This window comes from Streptomyces sp. NPDC085596 (assembly GCF_044541565.1).
In the GTDB taxonomy this organism is placed as follows: Bacteria; Actinomycetota; Actinomycetes; order Streptomycetales; family Streptomycetaceae; genus Streptomyces.
In genome coordinates, this window is the sequence record NZ_JBITTC010000002.1 from 405937 (window position 1) to 432132 (window position 26196).

Annotated in this window: 23 protein-coding genes; 16 read left to right on the forward strand and 7 right to left on the reverse strand. The window is 70.5% G+C overall.

Annotated elements, in window-relative coordinates:
• The first annotated feature begins 2 nt into the window (after positions 1-2).
• The 6 genes from ACIGA3_RS07495 to pssA all read left to right on the forward strand — a co-directional run bounded on the left by ACIGA3_RS07495 (position 3) and on the right by pssA (position 6405).
• Positions 3-2048, forward strand: a complete 2046-nt coding sequence (locus ACIGA3_RS07495) for a protein meaA (RefSeq protein WP_399711476.1) — start codon at positions 3-5, stop codon at positions 2046-2048.
• Entirely contained in the window at positions 2045-3010 is a 966-nt protein-coding gene (locus tag ACIGA3_RS07500) for an HpcH/HpaI aldolase/citrate lyase family protein (RefSeq protein WP_399711478.1), read from the forward strand. The genes ACIGA3_RS07495 and ACIGA3_RS07500 overlap by 4 nt, the downstream gene beginning before the upstream one ends.
• A gap of 2 nt (positions 3011-3012) precedes the next feature.
• Positions 3013-3525 (forward strand): MaoC family dehydratase, encoded by a 513-nt coding sequence (locus tag ACIGA3_RS07505; RefSeq protein ID WP_361113603.1) that lies wholly within the window; start codon positions 3013-3015, stop codon positions 3523-3525.
• A 3-nt stretch (positions 3526-3528) separates the two neighbouring features.
• Positions 3529-4734 carry an acyl-CoA dehydrogenase family protein gene (locus tag ACIGA3_RS07510; RefSeq protein WP_399711479.1) on the forward strand — a complete coding sequence of 402 codons (1206 nt, stop codon included), beginning with the start codon at positions 3529-3531 and terminating at the stop codon, positions 4732-4734.
• Positions 4735-4904: 170 nt separating this feature from the next.
• Positions 4905-5564, forward strand: a complete 660-nt coding sequence (locus ACIGA3_RS07515) for a phosphatidylserine decarboxylase (protein WP_399711481.1) — start codon at positions 4905-4907, stop codon at positions 5562-5564.
• Positions 5565-5586: 22 nt separating this feature from the next.
• Entirely contained in the window at positions 5587-6405 is an 819-nt protein-coding gene (gene pssA / locus ACIGA3_RS07520) for a CDP-diacylglycerol--serine O-phosphatidyltransferase (RefSeq protein ID WP_399711483.1), read from the forward strand.
• Between the two features lie 232 nt (positions 6406-6637).
• Here pssA and ACIGA3_RS07525 read toward each other — a convergent pair whose 3' ends face one another.
• On the reverse strand, positions 6638-7756 hold the full coding sequence (locus ACIGA3_RS07525; RefSeq protein ID WP_399712486.1) for a glycerate kinase: 1119 nt from the start codon (positions 7754-7756) through the stop codon (positions 6638-6640).
• Between the two features lie 154 nt (positions 7757-7910).
• Between ACIGA3_RS07525 and ACIGA3_RS07530 the strand changes: the two genes are divergently transcribed.
• Positions 7911-8408: an NUDIX domain-containing protein gene (locus ACIGA3_RS07530; RefSeq protein ID WP_399711485.1), complete on the forward strand. Its 498-nt coding sequence runs from the start codon at positions 7911-7913 to the stop codon at positions 8406-8408.
• A gap of 239 nt (positions 8409-8647) precedes the next feature.
• Here ACIGA3_RS07530 and ACIGA3_RS07535 read toward each other — a convergent pair whose 3' ends face one another.
• Positions 8648-8950 (reverse strand): hypothetical protein, encoded by a 303-nt coding sequence (locus ACIGA3_RS07535; RefSeq protein ID WP_399711487.1) that lies wholly within the window; start codon positions 8948-8950, stop codon positions 8648-8650.
• Positions 8951-9483: 533 nt separating this feature from the next.
• On the opposite strand from ACIGA3_RS07535, the gene ACIGA3_RS07540 reads away from it, so the two are divergent.
• Both ACIGA3_RS07540 and ACIGA3_RS07545 read left to right on the forward strand, forming a co-directional pair.
• Positions 9484-9798, forward strand: coding sequence for a hypothetical protein (locus ACIGA3_RS07540; protein WP_399711489.1), 315 nt, complete (start codon positions 9484-9486; stop codon positions 9796-9798).
• Positions 9799-9878: 80 nt separating this feature from the next.
• Positions 9879-10616, forward strand: coding sequence for an SIR2 family NAD-dependent protein deacylase (locus ACIGA3_RS07545; protein WP_399711491.1), 738 nt, complete (start codon positions 9879-9881; stop codon positions 10614-10616).
• Positions 10617-10685: 69 nt separating this feature from the next.
• Here ACIGA3_RS07545 and ACIGA3_RS07550 read toward each other — a convergent pair whose 3' ends face one another.
• The 3 genes from ACIGA3_RS07550 to ACIGA3_RS07560 all read right to left on the reverse strand — a co-directional run bounded on the left by ACIGA3_RS07550 (position 10686) and on the right by ACIGA3_RS07560 (position 13668).
• Positions 10686-11195, reverse strand: a complete 510-nt coding sequence (locus ACIGA3_RS07550; RefSeq protein ID WP_399711493.1) for a methylated-DNA--[protein]-cysteine S-methyltransferase — start codon at positions 11193-11195, stop codon at positions 10686-10688.
• A gap of 32 nt (positions 11196-11227) precedes the next feature.
• The gene (locus tag ACIGA3_RS07555) at positions 11228-12736 is read right to left on the reverse strand and encodes a DNA-3-methyladenine glycosylase 2 family protein (protein ID WP_399711495.1); all 1509 of its coding nucleotides are present in this window, start codon (positions 12734-12736) and stop codon (positions 11228-11230) included.
• Positions 12737-12801: 65 nt separating this feature from the next.
• Positions 12802-13668 carry a methylenetetrahydrofolate reductase gene (locus ACIGA3_RS07560; RefSeq protein WP_399711497.1) on the reverse strand — a complete coding sequence of 289 codons (867 nt, stop codon included), beginning with the start codon at positions 13666-13668 and terminating at the stop codon, positions 12802-12804.
• Between the two features lie 243 nt (positions 13669-13911).
• Here ACIGA3_RS07560 and ACIGA3_RS07565 point away from each other — a divergent pair, with 243 nt between their 5' ends.
• On the forward strand, positions 13912-15981 hold the full coding sequence (locus ACIGA3_RS07565; protein ID WP_399711499.1) for a hypothetical protein: 2070 nt from the start codon (positions 13912-13914) through the stop codon (positions 15979-15981).
• A gap of 55 nt (positions 15982-16036) precedes the next feature.
• Here the strand turns inward: ACIGA3_RS07565 and ACIGA3_RS07570 are convergent, their stop codons facing one another.
• Entirely contained in the window at positions 16037-16393 is a 357-nt protein-coding gene (locus ACIGA3_RS07570; protein ID WP_399711501.1) for an ArsR/SmtB family transcription factor, read from the reverse strand.
• Between the two features lie 187 nt (positions 16394-16580).
• Between ACIGA3_RS07570 and ACIGA3_RS07575 the strand changes: the two genes are divergently transcribed.
• Complete coding sequence (locus ACIGA3_RS07575) at positions 16581-18008, forward strand: MFS transporter (protein ID WP_399711503.1); 1428 nt, start codon at positions 16581-16583, stop codon at positions 18006-18008.
• A 6-nt stretch (positions 18009-18014) separates the two neighbouring features.
• Here the strand turns inward: ACIGA3_RS07575 and ACIGA3_RS07580 are convergent, their stop codons facing one another.
• Positions 18015-18326: a DUF6980 family protein gene (locus ACIGA3_RS07580; RefSeq protein ID WP_399711505.1), complete on the reverse strand. Its 312-nt coding sequence runs from the start codon at positions 18324-18326 to the stop codon at positions 18015-18017.
• A 297-nt stretch (positions 18327-18623) separates the two neighbouring features.
• Between ACIGA3_RS07580 and ACIGA3_RS07585 the strand changes: the two genes are divergently transcribed.
• The 5 genes from ACIGA3_RS07585 (at position 18624) to ACIGA3_RS07605 (ending at position 26187) form a co-directional block, all read left to right on the forward strand.
• Positions 18624-19778: a helix-turn-helix domain-containing protein gene (locus ACIGA3_RS07585; RefSeq protein ID WP_399711507.1), complete on the forward strand. Its 1155-nt coding sequence runs from the start codon at positions 18624-18626 to the stop codon at positions 19776-19778.
• A 154-nt stretch (positions 19779-19932) separates the two neighbouring features.
• Positions 19933-20283 (forward strand): ATP-binding protein, encoded by a 351-nt coding sequence (locus ACIGA3_RS07590; protein ID WP_399712488.1) that lies wholly within the window; start codon positions 19933-19935, stop codon positions 20281-20283.
• Positions 20280-20459 carry a hypothetical protein gene (locus tag ACIGA3_RS07595; RefSeq protein WP_399711509.1) on the forward strand — a complete coding sequence of 60 codons (180 nt, stop codon included), beginning with the start codon at positions 20280-20282 and terminating at the stop codon, positions 20457-20459. Before ACIGA3_RS07590 ends, ACIGA3_RS07595 begins: the two co-directional genes overlap by 4 nt.
• A gap of 989 nt (positions 20460-21448) precedes the next feature.
• Positions 21449-21826 carry a hypothetical protein gene (locus ACIGA3_RS07600; RefSeq protein WP_399711511.1) on the forward strand — a complete coding sequence of 126 codons (378 nt, stop codon included), beginning with the start codon at positions 21449-21451 and terminating at the stop codon, positions 21824-21826.
• Positions 21823-26187 (forward strand): caspase family protein, encoded by a 4365-nt coding sequence (locus tag ACIGA3_RS07605; protein WP_399711513.1) that lies wholly within the window; start codon positions 21823-21825, stop codon positions 26185-26187. The genes ACIGA3_RS07600 and ACIGA3_RS07605 overlap by 4 nt, the downstream gene beginning before the upstream one ends.
• Positions 26188-26196: the final 9 nt, after the last annotated feature.

Here is a 26196-nt window from a genome sequence, read left to right on the forward strand (position 1 = left end):
AAGTGACAGAGCGTCAGGCGCCGCAGGCGCGCCAGAAGGACCGTCCGTGGCTCATGCGGACCTACGCCGGGCACTCGACGGCGGAGGCGTCCAACGAGCTGTACCGGCGCAACCTCGCCAAGGGCCAGACCGGTCTGTCGGTGGCGTTCGACCTGCCCACCCAGACCGGCTACGACGCCGACCACATCCTCGCCCGCGGCGAGGTCGGCCGGGTCGGCGTGCCCGTCTCGCATCTGGGTGACATGCGCAGGCTGTTCCAGGACATCCCGCTGGACCAGATGAACACCTCGATGACGATCAACGCCACCGCCATGTGGATGCTGGCGCTCTACCAGGTCGTCGCCGAGGAGCAGGGTGTGGACATCACCCGGCTCCAGGGCACGACCCAGAACGACATCGTCAAGGAGTACCTCTCGCGCGGGACGCACGTCTTCCCGCCGGGACCCTCGCTCCGGCTGACGACCGACATGATCGCGTACACGGTGTCCCACATCCCCAAGTGGAACCCGATCAACATCTGCAGCTACCACCTGCAGGAGGCCGGGGCCACGCCGGTCCAGGAGATCGCGTACGCCATGTCCACCGCGATCGCGGTGCTGGACGCGGTGCGCGACTCGGGCCAGGTGCCCGAGGAGCGCATGGGCGACGTGGTGGCCCGGATCTCCTTCTTCGTCAACGCGGGCGTCCGCTTCGTCGAGGAGATGTGCAAGATGCGGGCGTTCGGCCGCATCTGGGACCAGGTCACCCGCGAGCGGTACGGCATCGAGAATCCCAAGCAGCGCCGGTTCCGCTACGGCGTCCAGGTCAACTCGCTCGGCCTGACCGAGGCGCAGCCGGAGAACAACGTCCAGCGGATCGTGCTGGAGATGCTGGCCGTCACCCTCTCCAAGGACGCACGCGCGCGTGCGGTGCAGCTGCCCGCGTGGAACGAGGCGCTGGGCCTGCCCCGCCCCTGGGACCAGCAGTGGTCGCTGCGCATCCAGCAGGTGCTGGCGCACGAGAGCGATCTGCTGGAGTACGAGGACATCTTCGCCGGCTCGCACGTCATCGAGGAGAAGGTGGCCTCCCTGGTCGACGACTCCTTCGCGGAGATGGCCCGGATCGAGAAGATGGGCGGCGCGATGGCCGCCGTCGAATCCGGTTATCTCAAGGCCCAGTTGGTGGCCTCGCACGCCGAGCGGCGGGCGCGGATCGAGTCGGGCGACGAGAAGATCATCGGCGTCAACATCTTCGAGACCACCGAGCCGAACCCGCTCACCGCCGACCTGGACACCGCGATCCAGACGGTCGACCCGGCCGTCGAGAACCGGGTGATCACCGGCTTGAGCACCTGGCGGGACACCCGCTACCAGCCGCCCTTCAACCACCCGCGCCCCTGCAAGGCGCTGGAGAAACTGAAGGAGGCCGCCAAGGGCACCGCCAACCTCATGGAGGCCACCCTGGAGTGCGCCCGCGCCGGCGTCACGACCGGCGAGTGGGCGGGGGCGCTGCGCGAGGTGTTCGGCGAGTACCGGGCGCCGACCGGTGTCTCCTCCGCCCCCGTGGCGGTCCCCGCCGAGGCGGGTTCGGCGATGGCCGGGGTGCGGGCGCGGGTGGACGCCACCGCCCGTGACATGGGCGTGGGCAAGCTGCGGTTCCTGGTCGGCAAGCCGGGCCTGGACGGGCACTCCAACGGCGCCGAGCAGATCGCCGTACGCGCCCGGGACGCCGGGTTCGAGGTGGTCTACCAGGGCATCCGGCTGACCCCGGAGCAGATCGTGGACGCGGCCCTCGCGGAGGACGTGCACGCGGTCGGCCTGTCCATCCTGTCCGGCTCGCACGCCCAGCTGGTGCCGGACGTGCTGGACCGGCTGCGCGAGGCCGGGGCGCACGACATCCCGGTGATCGCGGGCGGGATCATCCCGAACGCGGACGCCGAACTGCTGAAGTCGGCCGGTGTGGCGGCCGTGTTCACCCCGAAGGACTTCGACATCACCGGAATCATCGGCCGTATCGTCGACGAGATCCGCAAAGCGAACAAGCTCGACCCCCTGGAGGTCCCCGCATGACGTCCCCTGTCAACCGCCTTCGCCCGCGCCGCTCCTGTCTCGCGGTGCCGGGGAGCAATCCGCGGTTCCTGGAGAAGGCGCAGGGTCTCCCGGCCGACCAGGTCTTCCTGGACCTGGAGGACGCGTGCGCGCCGCTCGCCAAGCCGGAGGCGCGGCACACCATCGTCAAGTTCCTCAACGAGGGCGACTGGACCGGCAAGACGCGGGTCGTACGGGTCAACGACTGGACGACCGAGTGGACGTACCGGGATGTCGTGACGGTGGTGGAGGGCGCCGGCCCGAACCTTGACTGCATCATGCTTCCCAAGGTGCAGAACGCCCAGCAGGTCGTCGCTCTTGATCTGCTGTTGACGCAGATCGAGAAGACGATGGGCTTCGAGGTCGGCCGCATCGGCATTGAGGCGCAGATCGAGAACGCACAGGGCCTCAACAACGTCAATGAGATCGCTCAGGCCAGTCAACGTATCGAGACGATCATCTTCGGTCCGGCCGACTTCATGGCGTCGATCAACATGAAGACCCTGGTCGTGGGCGAGCAGCCGCCCGGCTACCCGGCGGACGCCTACCACTACATCCTGATGAAGATCCTGATGGCCGCCCGCGCCAACGACCTCCAGGCGATCGACGGCCCCTACCTCCAGATCCGCAACGTCGACGGCTTCCGCGAGGTCGCCGGCCGCGCCGCCGCGCTCGGCTTCGACGGCAAGTGGGTGCTGCACCCCGGCCAGGTGGACGCGGCCAACGAGGTGTTCTCGCCCTCGCAGGAGGACTACGACCACGCCGAGCTGATCCTGGACGCCTACGAGTACTGCACCTCCGAGGCGGGCGGCAAGAAGGGTTCGGCGATGCTCGGCGACGAGATGATCGACGAGGCCAGCCGCAAGATGGCCCTGGTCATCGCGGGCAAGGGCCGCGCGGCCGGGATGCGGCGGACGACCAAGTTCGAGATTCCGGAGGCGTGAGCATGCAGTTCGGGCGCACCTACGAGGAGTTCGAGGTCGGGGCCGTCTACAAGCACTGGCCCGGCAAGACGGTCACCGAGTACGACGACCATCTCTTCTGCCTCCTCACCATGAACCACCACCCGCTCCACATGGACGCCAACTACGCCGAAAGCACGACCGACTTCGGCAAGAACGTGGTGGTGGGCAACTACATCTACTCCCTGCTGCTCGGCATGTCGGTGCCGGACGTGTCCGGCAAGGCGATCGCCAACCTGGAGATCGAGTCGCTCAAGCACGTGGCGCCGACCTTCCACGGCGACACGATCTACGGCGAGACGACCGTGCTCGACAAGTGGCCGTCGAAGTCGAAGAACGACCGCGGGATCGTGCACGTGGAGACCAAGGGCTACAAGCAGGACGGCACCCTGGTGTGCGTCTTCCGCCGCAAGGTCATGGTGCCGACCGAGACGTACATCAAGGAGCGCGGCGGCGAGCAGCCGGGCCGCCCGGAACTCAAGCAGCAGGAGAAGTAGGCCATGGCCCGACTCGCCCAGACCGCAGGGCTGACGGACATCCAGCAGGAGATCCTCTCCACCGTCCGCGACTTCGTGGACAAGGAGATCATCCCGGTCGCCACCGAGCTGGAGCACCGCGACGAGTACCCGCAAGCGATCGTGGACGGCCTCAAGGAACTCGGCCTCTTCGGTCTGATGATCCCCGAGGAGTACGGGGGCCTGGGCGAGTCGCTGCTCACCTACGCGCTGTGTGTGGAGGAGATCGCCCGCGGCTGGATGTCGGTCTCCGGGATCATCAACACGCACTTCATCGTTGCGTACATGCTCAAGCAGCACGGCACGCAGGAGCAGAAGGACCACTTCCTGCCGAAGATGGCCCTCGGCGACATCCGGGGCGCCTTCTCGATGTCGGAGCCGGCGCTCGGCTCGGACGTGTCGGCCATCACGTCCAAGGCGGTGAAGGACGGCGAGGAGTACGTCCTCAACGGCCAGAAGATGTGGCTGACGAACGGCGGCACGTCCTCGCTGGTGGCCGTTCTGGTCCGCAGTGACGAAGGACACCCCGAGGGCACCGCGCCCCACAAGTCCATGACGACCTTCCTGGTGGAGAAGGAGCCCGGCTTCGGCGAGGTCCGGCCCGGGCTCACCATCCCCGGCAAGATCGACAAGATGGGCTACAAGGGCGTCGACACCACCGAGCTGATCATGGACGGTCTGCGGGTGCCCGCGGACCGGGTGCTCGGCGGCGTCACGGGCCGGGGTTTTTACCAAATGATGGACGGCGTCGAGGTCGGCCGCGTCAATGTGGCGGCCCGTGGCTGCGGTGTCGCGCAGCGCGCGTTCGAGCTGGGTGTGCGGTACGCCCAGCAGCGGCACACCTTCGGCAAGCAGATCGCCCAGCACCAGGCCATCCAGTTCAAGCTGGCCGAGATGGCCACCAAGGTCGAGGCCGCGCATGCGATGATGGTCAACGCGGCACGCAAAAAGGACTCCGGGCAGCGAAACGACCTGGAGGCGGGAATGGCCAAGTACCTCGCCTCCGAGTACTGCAAGGAGGTCGTGGAGGACGCCTTCCGCATCCACGGCGGCTACGGCTTCTCCAAGGAGTACGAGATCGAGCGCCTGTACCGCGAGGCGCCGATGCTGCTGATCGGCGAGGGTACCGCCGAGATCCAGAAAATGATCATCGGCCGCCGACTGCTCGAAGAGTATCGATTCCAGGGCTGATTGTACCGGGACGGGGTGTTTTCTCCGAGAAGAAGATCACACCCCGTCGACGCTCTTCGGCCGCCGACTCGGCTTCCTGGCTTGCCCAGTTGCGCCCCGCGCCCGGTACGATCCCCGGAAAGCCGCCGTCCCCCGTCATTGCGCGGCATCATCCGCTACGAAGGTCATCCATGCCCCACAGCCAAACCTCTGCACCCAGCGACAGCCGAGCCGGCGGCGTACGCCTCGCGCGCGGAGCATCGCCGTGGCTCCTCCCGACCGTCGCCACCGCAGCCCTCAGCCTGGCGCGTGCCCGCCGCTCGGGCGTCGCCAAGGCCGTCGCCGTGCCCGCCACCGCTCTCGCGGCGGGCATGCTGTGGTTCTTCCGCGACCCCGAGCGCGAGATCGCCACGGGCCGCGTCATCTCGCCCGCCGACGGTGTGGTGCAGAGCATCATGCCCTGGAAGGACGGCCGCACCCGCGTAGCCATCTTCATGAGCCCGCTCAATGTCCACGTCAACCGCGCGCCCCTCTCGGGCACCGTGACGTCGGTCGAGCACATCCCCGGCGGCTTTGTTCCGGCTTTCAACAAGGAAAGCGAGAACAACGAGCGCGTAGTCTGGCATTTCGACACCGAACTCGGCGACATCGAGATGATCCAGATCGCGGGCGCGGTGGCCCGCCGCATCGTGCCCTACATCCCTGAGGGCACGAAGGTCGAGCAGGGCGACCGCATCGGCCTGATCCGCTTCGGCTCGCGTGTCGACCTCTACCTGCCGGAGGGCGTGGAGGTCGCGGTCGAGGTCGGTCAGAAGACCGTGGCTGGGGTGACTCGCATTGACCGTGATTGATCCAGAGACACAGGCGGGCTGGGTGCCCGAGGCCGATGAGGCGGGCGACGAGGAGGAGATGCCCCTCTCTATGCGCCTGTCGATAGCGGACACCCTCACGCTCGGCAACGCGACCTGCGGCTTCATGGCGGTGTACTTCACCACCACCGGCATCCTCATCCCGCACCTCACCGGCAGCCAGGAATCCGGCATGGCCCGCCACAGCGCGGCCACGGCGGTCATCCTCATGCTCTGCGCGGCGGTCTTCGACCTGTTCGACGGGCTGGTGGCGCGCAAGCTGCGCTCCTCCCCGATGGGCGCGGAGCTGGACAACCTCTCCGACCTGATCAGCTTCGGGTTGGCCCCGGCGTACTTCGTCCTGGTCTACGGCATGGTCGCGGACGACGCGCACCAGCGGGTGGCGGCACTCGGGGCGATCGTGGTGCTGCTCGCCGTCGTACTGCGGCTCGCGCGGTTCTCGTGCGTGACGCTGAAGGACGGCATGTTCCAGGGCATGCCCTCGCCGTTCGGCGCGCTGACGGTCGTGTCGATCGTGCTGCTGGAGCTGCCGTTCCCGGCCACGCTGCTGGCCATCCTGGGCACCGCATGGCTGATGGTGAGCCGGGTCGAGTACCCGAAGCCGCGCGGCCGCCTCGCCGGCGCCGTGCTCGGCTGGATCGTCCTCTCCATGGGCCTGCTGGCCGCCTGGGCCTTCGACGCCCCGGGCGGACAGCTCCTCCTTCAGGCGGGCTGCGCGCTCCAGCTGGTCATGGGCGCGGTGATCCCCCTGTTCGCCACGGCCCGCCGGGTGAACAACTTCCGCGACAACCGCCGGGAGGCCCGCGCGGCACAGCTGCCGTAGGGCGGATGGTTTTACTCCGGGGCCCTGGACCTTTTGGTCCGGGGCCCCTTTGGTTTGCCTTGGTCCGGGGCCCCTTTGGTTTGCCTTGGTCCGGGGCCCCTTTGGTTTGCCTGCGGGAGGGGGGTCGGGTGGGGCGCCGGGGACGCCTTGCGCCGCCCGGCTGTCTCTCGGTCTTGGGGCGCCCGGAGCCTGTGCGGTCCGGGTGCCTTCCCGTTGCCCGTAGGCGTCAGGATCAGCGCAGGTGCCGCTCGGCGATGCGGGCCGCGAGGCGTTCGAGCAGGGGGCCGGCCTGGGTGATGCAGGCGGTGGGGTCGGGGTTCAGGGTGGTCAGGGGGTAGGCCGCGGTGATGCCGGCCCGGTGCAGGGCCTCGGGGGGCAGGGTCAGGCGGCCGCATACCGCGATGGCCTCCTTGCCCGCGGCGCGGGCCGCCGCGGCCACCCCGGCCGGGGCCTTGCCCCGCAGGGTCTGTTCGTCCAGGGCGCCCTCGCCCGTGATGACCAGCTCGGCGCGGGCCAGGGCCTCGGCGAAGCCCAGTACGTCGAGCATGACCTCGATCCCGGCGCGGAAGCGGGCACCCAGCAGCAGCGCCGCGTACCCGACACCGCCCGCCGCCCCCGCACCGGGCGCAGCCGCGAGGTCGGGCGCCAGGGCGGCCGCGAGGTGGGTCAGGGCCGCGTCCAGGAGGGTCACGTCGGCCGGGGAGGCACCCTTCTGCGGGCCGTAGACGGCGGCGGCGCCGTGCGGCCCGGTGAGGGGGTTGTCCACGTCGCTGGCCAGGACCAGGTCGACCGAGGCCAGCCGGGGGTCGAGGCCGGTCAGGTCGGCATGAGCGAGGTCGGCGAGTCCTCCGCCGCCCGGCGCTACCGGCTCGCCCCGCGCATCCAGGAACCGCGCGCCGAGCGCCGTCAGCATCCCGGTGCCGCCGTCCGTCGTGGCGCTGCCGCCGACCCCGAGGACGATGGTCCGGGCGCCCGAGTCCAGCGCGGCCCGCAGCAACTCCCCGGAGCCGTGGGTGGACGCGGTGAGCGGGGCGAGGGTCCCGGCCGGGAGCCGGCGCAGTCCGCTCGCCTCGGCCATCTCCACGACCGCCGTGTCGCCGCGTACCGCGAAGGCGGCGGTCACCGCATGCCCGAGCGGCCCGGCGACCCGTACCTCCCGGCGCTCGAACCCGGCCGCGAGGGCCGCGTCCACCGTGCCGTCCCCGCCGTCCGCCACGGGCAGGACCTCGACCTCGACGTCCGGTACGGCCCGTCGCAGCCCGGCCGCCACATGCGCCGCGACCTCCGCGGCCGTCAACGACCCCTTGAACTTGTCCGGGGCGACGAGCACCCCGCGGCCCACACCGTCCACCACTCCACGTCCCCTCGACCGCTCGTCCGCCGCCCTGTGGGCCGGCGCGGCTGCCACCCTAGGGCCTCTCCCCCACAAGCCTCTGACCGGCCCGAACACCACGACACCGGTCCGCGCGAGTCCCGCGCCCGCCCGCCCTGGTTACCCTGCCTGGATGACCACCTCTGACGACTTCGCCACGTACATCGCGGGCCTGCCGCGCGTCCTGTCCGCCGCCGCGACCCTGTTCCGGGACGCGGAGGGGCGGGTGCTGCTCGTCGAGCCGAACTACCGGCCGGGGTGGGGGCTGCCGGGCGGGACGATCGAGTCGGACGACGGTGAGACGCCCCGGCTGGGCGCGCGCCGCGAGACGCTGGAGGAGATCGGTCTCGACCGGGTGCCGGGCCGGCTGCTGGCGGTGGACTGGGTGCCGGTGCCCGGACACATGCCGCTGGTGGCGTACCTCTACGACGGCGGCGTCCTCACCGAGGCCGACCTCAAGGCGATCCGCCTTCAGGAGGAGGAGCTGCTGTCCTGGCGCCTCGTCCCCCGCGCCGACCTCCCCGACCTCCTCCCCCCTCCCCTGGGCCGCCGAGTCCTCGCCGCCCTGGACGCCCTCACCGACGGCACGGGCCCGGCGGAACTGGAGAACGGCCACCGGGCGGCTGGATGAAATCTCGCGAAGCGTGCCACCTGCTTGGCAACGTCCTCGGGTGCTCGTGGCGAAGGTTCGCCGATGACCAGTACCTGGACACCGTCGCCCTGCTCGCGGCGCTGTCGACCTGCCTCCGCACAGCGGGCACCGACTTCGTGCAGATCGAGCGTTCCTGGAGAGTTGCAGCCCTCCCCTCGTGGAGCGCAACGCCCAGGAGTTCCATCGCCTGTACGCGATGCTGACGGAGGTGCTGCCTCTCACAGCTCGCGGAGGGCTACGAGAAGGCCGCCACCGCTCTGATCGACTACGCGCTCGCGCTGGAGGTCGCCAAGGGGCACTACTCCAACGGCAAGGCCAACGAGCAGGCACTCGCGGGGCTCATCCACACCAAGGGCACGGCGATCACCCGTGACGCCCAGGAGGCCGAGCCGATGCGTCAGTGGGAGGACATGCGGGCCACCACGGGCGCCCTGGACTTCCTGGCCGAGCTGACCATGGACGTCGACGACACCCGCGACGACGCGAACCGGCTGCACGACGCGGCCGGCGGTGACTTCCACCTGGCCAGGGTCACGGAGCGCGAGGCACGCGAGCTCTGCCTGCACCGCCGGGGGCGGGCCCAAGCAGGACTACTACCCCACCGCCGGGAACGAACCCGTCTCCCCGACGCTGCGGAACATCCGCCTCCAGATCGCCGGCCTCCCCGGTGGGCAGGACAGTTACCGGGACCCGCCCGACAGCGCCAAGGAGCGCGCCGACTGGATCTCGGCGAACAAGGAGATCATCAGGGCGGCGGCACGCAACTCCGGACTTCCGCCGGAGATGGTCGCGGGCATCGCCTTGCAGGAGGTCGGCGGGCAGCCAGGCATCCTCGACGACCTGACGGACACGATCCGCGAACAGGCCGACTCCCCGCTCAGCCCGGTCGCCCCGGAAAGCCTGCCCTGGCGTCTCGCGGGCGATCCCGACAACACGTCCATGGGCCCCATCGCCATCCAGGTGCGCCGGGGGGCCGAGGTCCTGGGCTACGACCCCGAGAACCTCACCGACCAGCAGCGCAACGTGGTGGAGGATTCCCTCCAGGACTGCGCTGATGACCGATTCCCCCCACGTGGACACCGACGACCGCGGCTGTCTCGTCATGGTGCTCGCCGTGCCGGTGGTGCTGCTCACGCTCGTCGCCGGGTACTTCTGCTGGACGGCGCTGACGATCCGCCCGTCGGGGGCCTGGGACGACGACGCCTGTGCGGGCATCGTGCTGTCGTGCGTGATGACCATCGGGGCGGCCGTCACGGCGGGGGCGGTGTGGGTGCTGCCGCCGGTGCGGCGGGTCATGGGCTGGTGGTGGGTGCTGCCCGCGCTGCTTCTCGGGGCGGTCGCCGCGGTGCGCTGGGCGACGGGCGGCTGAGAGCGCCCGCCGAGGGACAGCCGTACGCCCGTGCGATATCCGTTGGCCGGGTGGGACGGACCCGGCCTACCCTCGATGCCATGACCAAGCCTCTGGTCGCCGTGCTCAGCGGCGCGGGCATCTCCACCGACTCCGGCATCCCCGACTACCGGGGCCCCAACGGGCTGTGGCGCCGGGACCCCGAGGCGGAGAAGCTCGTCACCTACGGGTACTACATGGGCGACCCCGAGATCCGCCGGCGGTCCTGGCAGCTGCGGCGCTCCAACCGCACCCTGCGCGCCGAGCCGAACGCGGCCCATCTGGCGGTGGCCGAGCTGGAGCGCTCGGGGGTTCCCGTACGGGTGCTCACCCAGAACGTGGACGGCCTGCACCAGCGGGCCGGGATGCCGGAGCGCAAGGTGCTGGAGCTGCACGGCAGCGCGCGCAGCGTGGTGTGCACGAGGTGCGAGGCGCGCGGCCCGATGGCGGACGCGCTCGCGCGGGTGGAGGCGGGCGAGAGTGACCCGCCGTGCCTGGCGTGCGGCGGCATCCTGAAGTCGGCGACGGTGATGTTCGGCGAGAGCCTCGACCCGCTGGTCCTCGGTGAGGCGCTGGCGATCAGCAAGGCGTGCTCGGTGTTCGTGGCCGTGGGCAGCAGTCTGCGGGTGCAGCCCGCCGCCGGGCTGGCCGGGGTAGCGGCGGACCACGGCGCCCGGCTGGTCATCGTCAACGCCGAGCCGACCCCGTACGACGACCTCGCGGACGAGGTGGTGCGCGAGCCGATCGGCACGGCGCTGCCGGCGCTGCTGCGGACGCTCGCCCCGGTGGGCGACGGCTAGGGCCGGGTCTGGCCGGCTCGGGCCGACGGGGCCTTCGGCGCGACCCCGGCAAGATCCGGAAGGCAGGCTCTAGAAGAGCACCCCCGCCTCGGCCCGCTCCGAGCCGCGTTCGAAGGCCAGTAGCCGCCGCTTGCGGTCCAGGCCGCCGCCGTAGCCGGTGAGGCTGCCGTCGGAGCCGACGACGCGGTGGCAGGGGACGATGATGCCGACCGGGTTGCGGCCGTTGGCGAGGCCGACCGCGCGGGAGGCGCCGGGGGCGCCGAGGGCGAGGGCCAGCTCGCCGTAGCTCCGGGTCTCCCCGTAGGGGATCTCGCTCAGCTGGTCCCACACCCGGCGCTGGAACGGGGTGCCGTGCAGGCCGAGCCGGACGGTGAACCGCTTGGTCTCTCCGGCGAAGTAGGCCGCCAACTGCTCCTGGGTCTCGGCGAAGACGCGCGGGCTGTCGTCGCGCGGGCCGAAGGTGTCGTCGGCCGGGCGGTGCCGCTGGTCGGTCATGTACAGGCCGCACAGAGCGTCGTCGGCGTCCGCGACGAGGGTCAGCGGCCCGTAGGGGCTGTCGATCACGGTGTGGTGTCGCACGGAAATTCCTTACTGGTTCACCCTGAGGCGTGTCAGGCCGGGAGGAAGTTGATCGGGTGGCTGTCGGTCGCCCACAGGTACTGCACGGCGTAGGCCCGCCAGGGGCGCCATGCCTCGGCGCGGGCGGTGAGCGCGGCCGGGGTGGCGGGCAGGCCCAGGGTCTCGGCGGCGCGCCGGACGCCGAGGTCGGTGGGGAGGAAGGCGTCGGGGTCGCCCAGGGCGCGCATGGCGATGACGTCGGCGGTCCAGGGGCCGAAGCCGGGCAGGTCGAGCAGGCGGGCGCGGGTCTCGGCCCGGTCGGTCTCGACGCCCAGGTTCAGGGTGCCGTCGGCGAGCGCGCCGACGAGGGTGGTCAGGGTGGTGCGGCGGCTGCGCGGCATGGCGAGGGTCTCGGGGTCCACGGCGGCCAGCGCGTCGGGGTCGGGGAAGAGATGGGTGAGGCCGCCCTCGGGGTCGTCCAGCGGTTTGCCGTGCGCGGTGACCAGCCGGGCCGCGTGGGTGCGGGCGGCGGCGGTGGACACCTGCTGGCCCAGCACCGCGCGTACGGCGAACTCCGCCTCGTCGACCGTGCGCGGCACCCGGCGTCCCGGTCCGGCGTCCACCAGCGGGGCGAGCAGCGGGTCGGCGCGCAGCCGCTCGTCCACGGCGACCGGGTCGGCGTCGAGGTCGAGCAGCCTCCGGCAGCGGCTGATGGCGACGGTGAGGTCCCGCAGGTCACTCAGGCTGATCCGGCAGCCGATGTGGGTGGCCTCGGGGGTGAGGGCGACGATGCCGTGCCCGTACGGCAGCCGCAGCGTGCGCCGGTAGGCGCCGTCCCGCCACTCCTCCACGCCGGGTACGGCGGTGGCGGCGAGGTGGCCGAACAGGTTGCCGGGGTTCAGCGGGGCACGGAACGGCAGCCGGAGCGTGAGCGTGCCGGCGGTCCCGGTCGCCTGGGCGCGGGGTGCGCGGGCGCGCAGGTCGGTGGGGGCGAGGGCGAAGACCTCGCGGACGGTGTCGTTGAAGGTGCGGATGGAGGAGAACCCGGCGGCGAAGGCGATCTCCGCCATGGGCAGCGCGGTGGTCTCGATCAGCAGCCGCGCGGTCTGGGCGCGCTGGGCGCGGGCCAGGGAGAGGGGTCCGGCGCCGAGTTCGGCGAGGAGCTGGCGCTCTATCTGGCGGGCGGAGTAGCCGAGCCGGGCGGCGAGTCCGGGCACGCCCTCGCGGTCCACGACGCCGTCCGCGATGAGCCGCATGGCGCGGGCCACCAGGTCGGCGCGGTGGTTCCACTCGGGGGAGCCGGGAGTGGCGTCGGGGCGGCAGCGCTTGCAGGCGCGGAACCCGGCGCGCTGGCAGGCGGCGGCGCTCGGGTAGAAGGTCATGTTCTCGGCCTTGGGCGGGACCGCGGGGCAGCTCGGGCGGCAGTAGATACAGGTGGTGAGCACGGCGGTGAAGAACCAGCCGTCGAACCGGGCGTCCTTGGACTGGACGGCGTGCACGCAGTGCTCCCGGTCGGGGGGAGCCGTGGGTGGGGCCTGGGTGCCCGTGGTCGCTTTCCGCATGGGTCAAGCATCGGGCAGGTCGGCACCGGTCGCTGGCGAGTTTCCGACATGCACGTCGAGCGGGGTCAGCCTCGGCCCTGCCGGTACCGGGTGATCCACTCGGCGGTCGGGCGGAGGCCGCCGAAGGTGTAGAAGTGCAGCTTGACGGCGCCGTGGCGGGCGGGTTCGTAGCCGCCGGCCAGGTCGTCCAGGAAGCGGTCCGGGCCGGCCGTGCCCATGAGGTTGGTCAGCGACAGGCCGTACTTGCGGGCGACGGTGGCGCCGGTGCCGACGCCGAACCGGGTCGCGTAGCCGAGCAGCCGCCGCACACCCGCAGGGCCGGGTACGCCGACCCGCACCGGGAGGTGCACCCCGCGCCCGCGCAGGTCCTCCAGCCAGGTGAGGACGGCGTCGGCGTCGAAGCCGAACTGGGTGATGACGTCGCCCGCGAGCCCGGCCGCCTCGAGCGCGGCCGCCTTGTCGGTGAGCGCGGACCACAGCGTGTCGTCGCCGATCGCCGGGTGCCCCTCCGGGTAACCGCAGATGCCGACGTGCCGGACCCCGTACCGCTGGAGCAGCCCGCCGCGGATCACGGAGAGCGCGTCCTCGTACGGTCCCTCGGGGCGGGCGGGGTCGCCGCCGACCACGAACACGTTCTCCACGGCGCCTTCCTCGGCGAGCCCGGCGAGGAAACGTTCCAGCTCCGCGCTGGACGGCAGCCGCCGTGCCGACAGATGCGGCACCGGCACGAACCCGCACTCCCGCACCGCCCGCGCGGCCGCGAGCCGCATGCCGGGGTCCTCCCCCGCGAGATAGGTGACGTTGATCCGGGTCCCGCCGTCCATGGCCGCCCGCGCCTCCTGAAGCCGCGGCACGTCCTTGCCGGTCATCTCCAGGGAGACCCCGTCGAGCAACTCCGCGACCCGCCCGGACACCCCGAGAACCCTCTCCATCACCCTCCGCGACCCTTTCTCCGCCGAAACCCCGGCCGATGATGCCACGGGGTCGGGGCGGCTCGGACCATGGGCCGCTGCTCGCGGAGGCCGAGGGGATTCGGAAGCTCTGGCGAAAGCCTTGGGTCACGTGACCGGGGGTATGGCCGGTCGTTGGCTGTTCGTGGGGCTGGGGCGGGCGCGGGTGGCCGGGGTCGTTCCGGTGCCGCGTGTCCCGTCGTACGAACAGCAGGAGCTCCCACCGTGCCCCTTGCCGGACTCCTCCCCAGAATCTGGACCCAGCTACCCGCGCTGTGCGCGATATTCACGCTGTTCGTGCTGTTCGCCGGGCAGCTGGTCGGCGCGCTGCTGCCGAACGCCCCGCTTCTCGTCGCCTCCGGCGCGGCCGGTCTCGCGCTCGACGCCTGCCTCCTGCACCGGCAACCGGCGCTGCTGTCCCCGCTGAGCAGAATCCGACTGGACGTGACCGTACGGCAGTTGCTGCGCGACATGCTGCTGATGGTGGCGCTGCTGCGGACCGACGGGATCGACCCGGAGCGGGAGATGCCCGCGCTGCTCGGCGCGCTGAGCGTGTTCTACGTCCTGCACTTCGCCTGCCAGGCGGTCTCCCTGCTGGTGCGCCGCGCCCGGACCCTGCCGGTCGTGACACGCAACATCGACGTCTCGGCACTGAACCCGACCGTCGCACCGCCGCGCATCCTGGCCCGCCGCGCCGGTCACCGCCTGCTGGCGTTCTCCGCCCCGGCCACGGCAGGGCTTCTGGCCACCGCCCTTACCGAGCACGCCCGTTGGGGCGCGGTCGGACTCGCCGCCTCCCTCACCCTGATCGGCATGGGCGTCGCCCGCCTGGCCACCTGGCTGCTGCCGGAGAAGCGCGCGTCGAGCGACGCGCAGGTGATGGAGTGGGTGGACGACTGGCTGGCCGGGTACCGGCCGACCGTGGCTATGTACTTCTCCGGCGGCGCATCCTCCGCCTACCAGGCCAACATGTGGCTCGCCACGCTGGCCGGGCTGGAGCGGCCGCTGATCGTGCTGCGCGAGCGGTTCATGGTGCAGAAGATCGACGCGACGGACGTACCCGTCCTCTGCTTCCCCAAGGTCGCCACGCTGTTCGCGCTGGAGAACTCGACGCTGAAGGCGATGCTGCACCCGGCCAACTCCGGCAAGACGTCCCAGGTGTTGCGCATTCCCGCCATCAAGCACGCGTTCATCAACCACGGCGAGAGCGACAAACTGTCCTCCTGCAACCCCTACGCCAAGGCGTACGACGAGGTGTGGGTGGCGGGACAGGCGGCGCGTGAGCGGTACGCGCTCGCCGACGTCGGAGTGGAGGACAAGGACGTCGTGGAGGTCGGCCGCCCCCAACTGGCCCCGATCCACTCGTACTCGGGGCCGCCCGCCGGCGCGTACACGACCGTGCTGTACGCCCCGACCTGGGAAGGCTGGGACGGCAATCCGGGCAACACCTCGGTAGTGCTCGCGGGCGAGCACATCATGCGGCAGCTGCTCAACGACCCCCGTGTGCGCGTGCTTTACAAGCCGCATCCGATGACCGGCTCGGTGGACCCGCGCGCGGGCGCGGCCGACGAACGCATCAGGACGCTGATCCGCGAGGCGAACGCGAGGCGCTCCGGCACCCGGCCCAGCCAGGAAGCTCAAGACGAACTGGTGCGCCGCACGGTGGAGTTGGACAGTGTCACCTCGACCGTGTTCCGTGGCGCGGCGGACGAACTGGAGCGGATGATGCTCCAGGGCACCCCGGACGGCGACCGCGAGTCCCGTATCGCACGGGCCACGGCCGCCTGGGAGACGGCGTACTGGGCGTCGTTCCCCGAGTGGGAGCACCTGATCGTGACCGGCCCCCGCCCGGCGCTCTACGCCTGCTTCAACGTGGCCGACCTGCTGATCAGCGATGTGTCCAGCGTGGTCTCGGACTGGCTGAGCAGCGAGAAGCCGTACGCCGTCGCCAACACCTCGGGGCTGCCCGAGGACGACTTCCGGGCCGCCTTCCCCACGGTGTCGGCCGGCACCGTACTCACCCCGGACGCGGCGACCGTACGGTACCTGTTGGACTCGGTACGCGACCCGCGCCAGGACCGCTACGCGGCCGACCGCGCCAAGCTCAAGGAGCAGTTGCTCGGCCCGGAGGACCCGCCCTCTCCCGAGCGATTCGCCTCGGCCGTACGGGAGTTGTGCGCCAAGTCAGACGAACGCCGTACCCGCGTGAACGCCCGTCTCGCCCCGGCGATCCCGGCTCCGCGCACGGCGGGCGAAGACACCTCGGCCCGGCGGGGCGGCGCGCCGGAGGCGTAGGGAGCGCCGGTGCGACGCTTGCAACTCCGGTGCACCAGAGCGGTGTTCGGGCCCGCTAGACGGCGCCTCCGTGCCCGAGCACCAGATCCAGCAGACCGGGGAACCGGGCGTCGAACTCCGGCTTGCGCAGCCGGTTGAGGCGCTTGGGCCCCGCGTCCCGCTGCTCCAGGAGCCCCGCTTCGCGCAGCACGGTGAAGTGACGGCTCAGGGTCGCCTTTGTGACCGGCACGTCGAAGCTGCCACAGGCCCGCTCCCAGTCCCCGGCGCCGGCCAACTCCCGCACCAGGGTCTGACGGACGGGGTCGGCGAGGGCGAGCAGGGCCGTCTCCAGCGCGACTTCGTCCGGGGGTGTGTGGACCGGCGGGGTGCGGTGGCTCGCCGCGTCCTGCCGCCGAGGGGTCTGTGCCGCCATGGCCGATCGCTCCGTTCCGTCTCGCTCGCTCCGTACACGCCGGGCGCGTATGGATTGCAGAGTGTTCGATGATCTGCGTACACTCCGACTGTTCGTCCAGCGGCGAACAGTCTACCGGAGCCGGTGGCGTACCGCCCTGCTCCCGCACCTCACGTCGCCCCCTCCCGCTCGCATGGAAGGAAGACCCGTGCCCCAGACCCCACCGCACGAGGCCCGGCCAGGACCGACCCTGTTCGCAGCGTGCCTCGGCTTCGTCGTCGTCATCCTCGACGTGAGTGTCGTGAACGTCGCCACCAAGGCGCTCGGCGCCGAGTTCGGCGGCAGCCTCTCCGGCCTGGAGTGGGTGATCAACGGCTACACCCTCACCTTCGCGGCCTTCCTGCTGACCGCCGGCGCCATGGGCGACCGCTACGACCCCAGGCAGATCTACATATGGGGCTTCGCGCTCTTCGCCGCGACCTCACTGATCTGCGGCGCCGCCCCCACGCTGGTCGCCCTGATCGCCGCCCGGGTCCTCCAGGGCGTGGGCGCCGCGATGATCGTGCCGTCGTCGCTGTCCCTCGTGAACACCAACTTCCCCGAACCCGCCGAACGCACCCGCGCGGTGAGCCTGTGGGCGGCCGCGGGCGGCCTCGCCCTGGCCCTCGGCCCCGTGGTGGGCGGCCTGCTGGTGGACGCGCTCGGCTGGCGCTCGATCTTCTACGTCAACGTCCCGATCGCCGCCCTCGGCATCGTCCTCGTCCGGGCCTACGCCCGCCCCGCGCCCGCCCGTGACGCCTCCGTGGCCCGCTCGCTGGACCTCCCGGGCCAGCTGCTCGCCGTGGTCGGACTGGGCGCGCTGACCGGCGCGATCGTGGAGGCCAACGCGCGGGGCTGGACCTCGGCCACCGTGCTGACCTGCCTGGTCGTCTGCGTCCTGGCACTGGCCGGCTTCTTCGCCGCCGAGCTCCGCGCCCACGACCCGATGCTGCCGCTGCACCTGTTCCGCCGGCACGCGTTCTCCGCCACCTCGCTCATCGGCGCGCTGCTCAACTTCGCGTTCTACGGCCTGATCTTCGTCTTCAGCCTGTTCTTCCAGCAGGTGTGGGACTACTCGCCGATCACCGCGGGTCTGGCGTTCCTGCCGATGACGGCCGCCATCATGATCGCCAACCTGTCCTGCGGCCCGCTGGTCAAGCGGTACGGCGCCCGTTCCGTACTGATCACCGGCAACACCCTGGCCGCCCTCGGCTACCTGGCCACCATCCCGGTCGTCGGCTCGGACGCGTATGTGCGGATGGTCGCGCAGTTCGTGGTCGCCGGGTTCGGCCTCGGGCTGGTCGTGCCGTCCATGACCAACGCCATGCTCGGCTCGGTGGACCCCGCCAACGCGGGCATCGCCTCCGGCGTCCTCAACGCCTCACGTCAGCTGGGCGGGCTGATCGGGGTGGCGGTGATGGGGCTGCTCGTGGGGCAGGCGCCCTCGGGGCACTTCCTGACGGGGCTGCGGGCGGCGCTGGCGGCGGCAGTGGTCGCGCTCGCGGTGAGTGCGGGGCTGAGCGGGTTTGGGCCGCGGAAGGCCCGGCCGGTGCCCGCCGGGGAGGACCGCCGGGCCGTGGCGGCGGAGGCGCGCTGAACCGGGTTATCGGGACGGAAGCGCGAGCCAGCGCTCGTCCTCGAACTCCTCGGGAACGTCGCCCTCCCCCGGCTCGATCCCCCGACGCTCCAGCTCGTCGAACCAACGGTCACGCTGCGACTCGGGCAGCCGCCGTCCACACCAGGGGCAGAACTCGATGGTGCTGCTCGATGTGCCGCCGTCATGGATGATCAGCCCGTACTCCTGGAACTTGGCGCTGAACTCGATCAACGCGTCCGGGCAGGAGTGGGGGTCGTCGTGCTGGTCGCAGGACGCGTTGACCTGGCGGCTCATCGCCTCGCAGCAGTGGGTGGTCACGGCCGGAAGTAGATCACGGTCTGCGATGGTCAGCGGATTGAAGCTGCTACGGCACGGACCACGGCGAGCCCGCACTTTCTCGGCCACGGTGAACCGGGGCTTCATACATGTGAGTTCACGGTGACCTCAGCAGGTAGCGAAGCCCCAAAGCTCCCCCGTCTTCTCGCCTCAAGGCAGGTGCCGCAATTTCGAGTACTGCCGAGGCACCCAGGGCCCCGATAGGAGCCAGGCTCCCGGTTGTTACCACATATCCACGCTGCCTAGGTACCGTCGGGAGTGAGCACCGAAGGAGGGCCCATGTCCGACGAACACGGCCTCGGGGACCGGCTACGCGAAATCCGGAAGCGGCGCGGTCTCTCGCAACGCGAACTGGCGCAAGCTTCGAAGGTCAGCCACTCACTGATCACCAAGCTCGAGCAGGGCGTGGTCACCGACACGCGCATGGAGACCGCCCGGAAACTGGCCACCGCCCTACGGGTGCCGACATCAGCGCTGGTGACACGGGCTCCTGCTGAGCCCCATCCCGCGCCCGAACCGTGGCAGGCTCTCCAGCGCGCTGTGGAGCGCCCCGCCCATCAGCCCGACGAAGAACCGACGATCCAAGGTGTCCTGGCCGGCCTGGAGGGCGTCAGAGCAGCCCACTTCAGCAAGCGGATGCGCGAAGCCGTGGACCTTCTGGTCCCGCTCCTGAGGGATGCTGAAGCCCTCGGAGACTCCCCGGCCGTGCGGGCGGCCCGCGCCCAGCTTCTCCAGATCGCTGGATCAACCCTGACGGGTGCCCGCCAGTTCGCCGCCGCCGAGACCGCGTTGCGCCGAGCCCTTGACGAGGCCCCGGATCGTCTCCGGGCCGCGAGCGTCGTCACCACCTGGACGTGGCTGCTCGTACGGCAAGGACGATTCGACGCCGCTCGTGACTTGGCGGTGAAGTGGGCGGACGACACCGAACCTCGCTTGTCCCGTGCGACTGCCGAGGAGATCGCGGCGTGGGGATGGCTGCTCATCCAGGGACAGGCGGCAGCGCTCCGGGACAACCGGGGAGGCGAGGCCGCCGACATGCTGCGCCTCGCCCGGTCGGCGGCGGTCGCCACCGGCCCGCTGGGCCACGGTGACGTACGGATCGCCACCTGGGGCCCCGCCACGGTGGCTTACAAGGCCGCCGAGCAGGGCGTCGTGACGGACAGGCCGGACGAGGTACTGGAGATCGCCTCCCGACTGCAGGGCGGCAAGGGTTCCGAGTACCACCGCCACCGGCTTGATGTGGCGAAGGCGTACACGATGACGCGGCAGCACGGCCGCGCGCTGGAGGTACTGGGGGAAGTGGCTGCCGAGGCGCCGGAGTGGATCGCTGAGCAGCCCTACGCCCGTGACACCCTGGCCGACACCATCGCCCGGCGGCGCACCCTCACCGACGAGACCCGTCAACTTGCCGACCTGGTGGGCCTACCGCTCTGAACTACGCTTTTGCTACTTCAATCTGACGGCCCGCCAGACTGTCATTGAGCCCCAGCGGTGGTTCCGTCACGGTTGAGAGCATGAGCCTTTTCCCATGCTCCGCTGCCTGCTCGTATCGACCTCGGAGTGCCCCGGACGGGGGCGCCCGGTGACCATGACCACCACATCCCGTCCAACCGGGCACCCCGGCTACAGCGAGACCCTGCCACGCGAGCCGGAGAGCGCCGGCACGGCTCGGCGCCTTGTACGCGCGGCTTGTACCGCGTGGGGCCTGGAGCGGCTTGCCCAGGATAGTGCCCTGGTCGTTTCCGAGCTGGTGGCCAACGCCGTTCGGCACGCCCGTCGCGAATCCATCCGCGTGATCGTGGAACGCACCGCACCGTGCACCGTCCGCGTGGCCGTGGCGGACTTCTCCCGTACAGCGCCCTCGCTGTGCACGCCGAAGGATGACGAGGAGATCGGGCGTGGTCTGTTCCTCGTGACGGCCTTGGAGGAGCGAGGGTGACCACCGGCGAGACCCCAGGCCGCAGCGTGGCTCGAGCACACCTGTCCCAGTTGATCGACCTGTTCGGCACGGACGGCTGCCTGCGCATCAGCACGGCCTTTGCCAACGACGCGGGCGGCTCGGGTTCAGATACTGCCCTCGAGAGCGACGAGCCGGGTAATAACGAGCCGACCTAATGGCATTGGATCTTGTCTTATGTAGTGAGGCGGATGAGTCGCTATGGCGTTTCAGACTGAGAGAGTTCTTACCGGTGCATCCGTTGCAACCCCCTGACGCCGCACGTCCGCCGCACACCCCGAAACGTCGTCGGTCTCCGCCGGGTTCCTCGCAGCGCAGGCAGAAGGTGTCCTGTCGTACGGTCGTTGGGAGCGCGGCGTCAACCGAGCTGGCCGGTCAGTCGTACGGTGATGTGGTTAATGGCGAAGGCGATCGTGTTCGCGATCTCCTCGGGGGTCATCGCCGACGACCCGTCGGGGGTACCGCCGCGCTCTTGCCAGGCGTGTTGCGCACCCCGGCGACCGAACCGATGATCACGATCCGGCCCCTGGACTCGCTGAGCTGCGGCAGCGCCCCTGCACCAGCAGGGCTGGTCCCAGGACGTTAGTGAGGACCATAGCGCGCATGTACTCGGGGGCGTGGCTCTCCAGGTTGCCAGGGAGCGAGAAACAGGCATTGGCGATGACATTGTCCAGTCGGCCCCACGTGGCGCACCGCGGAGGCGACATCGTGCGCGTCACTGGTGTCGCCGGTGACCGTCAGCAGCCGCTCACCCGCTCCGGCCGACGTGGTGAAGGCGCCAGCTTGTCAGCGTCACGTCCGGTGACGGCCACGTGGTGGCCCTGCTTGAGCAGAACGCGGGCGGTGGCGGCGCCTGCACTATGTCCAGCGATCTTCCCCGCGAGCCGACGCGCCATCGCTGACCCCCACAACGCCTTACGAAGGGGGCGAATCCGCGGTGCCAGCAACGGTGGTGGGCCAGGGCGGAGATGACTCGACTCTCGCGGTCACGCCCCGCGCACGAAGAATGTGGATAGTTGCCCATCCATCACAACCACCCGTGGCAGCCGCAAGCGACACCTCACCTCGCGTGATCCGCGCGCGCCCCGGCCCACGCTCGCTAAGCTCTCCTCGGCACGTGTACGTTCGTACGGCGGGACGGTGGGGGATGAGACTGCGGATTCTGGCGGACGGGGACGAGGAGTCCGTGGCCGACCTCGAGACCTGGCTGGCCAGCGACCCGGGTACCGTCGGGCTGGTCACTACGCCCGTCACCGGCCGCGCGCCCACCATGGGCGCGCTGGAGGCGCTGGACGTCATCGTAGGCAGCGCGACGGAGATCGCCAACTTCGCCCTCGCCTACGTGACATGGCGTTCCGTCCGGAAGGACGGGCAGCCGGTGTCCGCCCCGGCGACCGGAAGCCCGGGCGGACAGCGCCTCATGCACGGGGACACTACTGTGGACGTGGGCCACCTCTCCGTGGAGGAACTGGGCGAACTGCTGCGGCGGTTGAACACCGCCGCGCCCACGGGAACGGACACGTGACCTCCGAGGTCGGCCGGTCGAGGGCCGTCCTGTTCGGTGTTCACGACTTCGACGAACTCCCCTCTCTCGACGGCGTCCGCCACAACGTTTCCGCCCTGTCCGATCTCCTCACCAGCGACGACGTGGGCGCTCTTGCGCCGGAGGACTGCACCGTCGTGCCGGCCGACGGGACCCAGCAGCACCTGCTGGACTCCATCCACGACGCGGCGCGGGAGGCCACCGACCTGCTCCTGATCTACTACGCGGGTCACGGGCACTTCGGCGGCCACGACCGGGCGTTCCTCCTCGCCACGCGCGGTTCCAGCGCGCAGCGCCCCTACCACTCGGTGAAGTACAGCGACATCCGCGACCTCGTCTCCCGGTCCCCCGCGCAGCGCAAGGTGGTCGTCATCGACTGCTGCTTCAGTGGCAGGGCGCTGGCCATGTCGGACGAGCAGGCACCCACGCAGCTCGATGTGGAGATCACCGGTGCCTGCGTCCTCACCTCGGCGGCGGAGACCGAGCGGTCACTGTGCCTCCCCGAGGGCAGTGTGTTCACCGTGGAACTGGCCACCCTGCTCCGAGACGGTCTGCGCGGCGAACTCAGCGGCGGTCGCCGGGGTGAGCATCTGCCCGACCTCACCATGACCGATGTCTTCAACGCCCTGCACACGCGCCTCCAGGACCGGACGGTCGAGGGGCTGCGGGTCCCGCAGCCCCGGATGAGCACGCGGGATCTCGGGCACCAGATCGTGATCGCCCGCAACCGCGCCTACACCGGCCCACCGGAGACGGCCGTCGGGGTCGAGGAGGCGACCGCCGCCCACGAACACCCCTGGGTGGTAGCAGTACGCGATCACCCACTGTGGAACTACGTCGTCGACGAGCGCGGGCTGCCCCTGCTGCGTGACGTCGCCACCTCGCTCGCCGCCGCGATCGCTACCGGGGCGACCCGGGAGGGCGGGTCCCCCGACGGCGATCCGTGGCACTCCCCCGCCTTCACCGACCGGCTGGCCGAGTGGATCGACAGCCTGCTCCTGGACAGCAGCGTGCGGCCTCAGGAGCTGGAACTCTCCGCCGCCGAAGTGTTCCTGCTCGTCACCCATCCGTATCTGCACGCCCAGTTCCGGCGGCACAACACCGGCCTCTACCGGACGATCGACCCGACGAACCTCGCCGACGCCCGCAACACCTCCCGCGCCCGGTCCAACTACGAGTCGTTCCTGAGGCGCCATTCCCGTCTCGTACGCCGCGCCCTGCGCGGTACCGACGACGTCGACGCGTCGGACGCGATCGGCTGGTGGCTCTTCCACCGCTGGCTGCTCCGCCAGCCGGGACTGTACGAGGCCGCCGCCGTGGAAGTACTGCTGGACGGCGTCGCCGTGCCCCTGGGCAAGCACTCTCCACGGGAGAAGCGGCTCGTGGCGGATGTCCTGGACCCGTCACTCATCGCCCGCCTGCTGAGCGCGCCGCAGCTCCTCGGCCGTTCGCAGGAGACCCAGGTGCCACCGCGCAGCGTGGGCGCGGCGGAGACCGCGCAGCGGGTGCGGACCCAGCCGCTCGCCGAACTCCTGCGCATCGCCCACCTCTTCGCCGTCGACCCCGTGGCGCTGCCCGACGTGGTGGCCGACCACATCGGGATCGGCTACGCCGTGGACTTGCCCGAGCTGCACCGCACCCTCGACGGCGTGCGCTGGCAGTCGCACGGGCGGACCCGCGTGCTCAACGCCACGTGCCGGCATCTCGCCGTCGAGCTGGGCCTGCGACAGCACGCCGTCGCCCTCGACACCCTCCTGGCCCGGATCGACATCCGCATCGGCGAGGAGGAACGGCCCGCGCTGCTGCGGAACGTCCCCCTGCACGCCACCGCGGACCAGGTGGCACCGGCGACCGAACCCGACGGCCGGGCGGCCTACGAGTCGACGGAACTGCGCTTCCGGCTCGCCGACGACCGCGTCCAGGAACTGCTGATGGGCGAGCAGCTCTACGGTGATCCGGCACTCGCCGTCCGAGAGCTGTACCAGAACGCTCTGGACGCCTGCCGGTACCGCGACGCCCGGACCGCGTACCTGCGTGCCACCGGTGCGCAGCCCCTGCCGTACAAGGGCGCGATCTCCTTCACCCAGGGAGTCGACGAGAACGGCCCCTACCTGGAGTGCCGCGACAACGGCATCGGTATGGGCGAGACGGAACTCCGGGATGTCTTCTCCCACGCCGGCATGCGCTTCGCCGACCTGCCGGAGTTCGTGGAGGAGATGGCGCAGTGGAAGAAGGAGAACATCGAGCTCCACCCCAACAGCCAGTTCGGGGTGGGCGTCCTCAGCTACTTCATGCTGGCGGACGACATCACCGTCACCACCTGCCGACTCACGCCGGAGGGGCTGCCCGGTGAACACCTCCGAGTGGAGATCGCCGGTCCGGGCTCACTGTTCCGCATCCAGCGCCTAGAACGGTGCCCCGACGCGTACACCAGCGTCCGACTGCGATTGCGGTCGGCGGACACCGTCTCGTGCGTCGACGTGCTGCGGCGCATCCTGTGGCTGTCCGACTTCGACGTCACGGCTGCCGACGAGCGCGGCGCGAAGCACGAATGGGCGGCCCGCGTACTCAGTGACGCGGCACCGCTCGGGGACGAAGATCCTCACCAGCCGCAGGCGAGCCGCACCGACGGCGTGACCGTGGTGCCGACCTCGACACACGCTGTCTGGTGGTGCGACACCGACGGTGCGGTACTCGCGGACGGTCTGTGGGCCGGCACGCACTTCTTCGGTGCGGTGGTGAACCTGACTGGCGCGCAAACACCACGACTTACGGTCGACCGCCGAAGCATCATCGGGTCGGTCACCGCAGAGGTGGAACGGCTGCTTCGCCAGGAGATCCCCAGCCTGCTCGCGGCAGGGGACACCGTCCTGAGACACCATTGGCTGGCAGAGCTGCTGGAATACAGTCTGGTCCTCGCCGATGAAGTCTTCGCCGCTGCGGTGAAAGCCCGGTTCACTCCGTGGCGCATAGCCGGGCGAGAGGTGGACATCACCGAGTGCGGCTACAGTCCCCGCGACAGCACCCTGGTGCCCAACGCCTCGAGGTATGAGCACTATTCGTCGCCGGAGGAACAAGAAGTGGCGGCTTTCAGGGCCGAGGCTCTGACTCGGGCGGGGCTCCTCTCCGGGATCACGACAGTGGTAGGTGATCCGGTCGTCCTGCCCATACCCTCGGACAACGAGATCCTCGGACCGGTCTGGGGATCCAGAATCCTTCCCGTCACCCGTTCCGATGCCGTCTCCGGCCCCGCGTCTGTGGTCTGCCATGGACTGATCAATCAAATGGCCCGGGAGACCGGACGATCCCCGGAACAAGTGATCATTCGTCTGGAACAACTCGGTTTCCGGACCGCCTCCCTGCCGTTCCCAGAGGTGGAACCGGTCGATCTGCGGCTGATGAGGCATGACTTCACCGTGGGGGGCCTGTGGAGAGACCCGGAACAGCCGGTGCACCCGGGCGACATCCTCCAGGCCGCCGCCGCGACCGGGCTCACAACCGATGACGTGACCGCGCGCCTGCGTCGGCTCGGCTTCCGCACGCCCGAGCACCCAGTGCCCCCCATGAGCCCGGATGATCTGACGAGAAAGCCGGACGACCGGCAGTTGGTTAGCCTCAACCTGGACGCACAGGCCCCCTGGCTCGACCCCCGGCACCCCGTCGGCATCCTGCACGTCGCTCGGGCGGTCACCATGACCGGGTGGTCGGCCGACTACGTCGTCGAACGCCTGCGGCAGTTCGGATTCCGCACTTCTGACACAGCCGCGGTGCCTTCGGTCGGGCGGGGAGACCTCCGTCTCATGAGCCGGTATCTCACTGAGGAAGGGCCGTGGATCGACGAGGGGGTACCGCTGCACCCGGCCCACCTCACGTACGCCGCCAACCTGGTAGGAGAGAGCGTCACAGTCATCTGCGACCGACTGACGCGGCTCGGCTACACACCACCGGTGCGCCCGGCCCTGCGCCACGGAGTAATCGACCTGCGCCTGATGAGCGAGGGCGGGGATGCCCAGCCTTCGTGGCTCTCGCCGGATAAGGCGGTCTCCCCCGCTCACGTCGCACGCATCGAGGCGAACACTCTTCGCCCGTTCGCCGAACTCGCCGACCGTCTGGAGGAGCTCGGTTATCACCTGCCTGCGAACGCGGCGCGTCCATCCGGACCGGATGACTTGCGCATCATGAGTCGCGACCTAGACAGCATGCTGCCCTGGCTCGATCTTGACGAGCCGGTGCTGCCGTTCCATCTCCTCAAAGCCGCGGAGCGCGTCGGGACTACGCCCCGAGCTGTGGCCCTCCGCCTGCGCGAACTCGGCCACCGCCTACCTGAATACCTCGACCTGTGAACCTCGCCG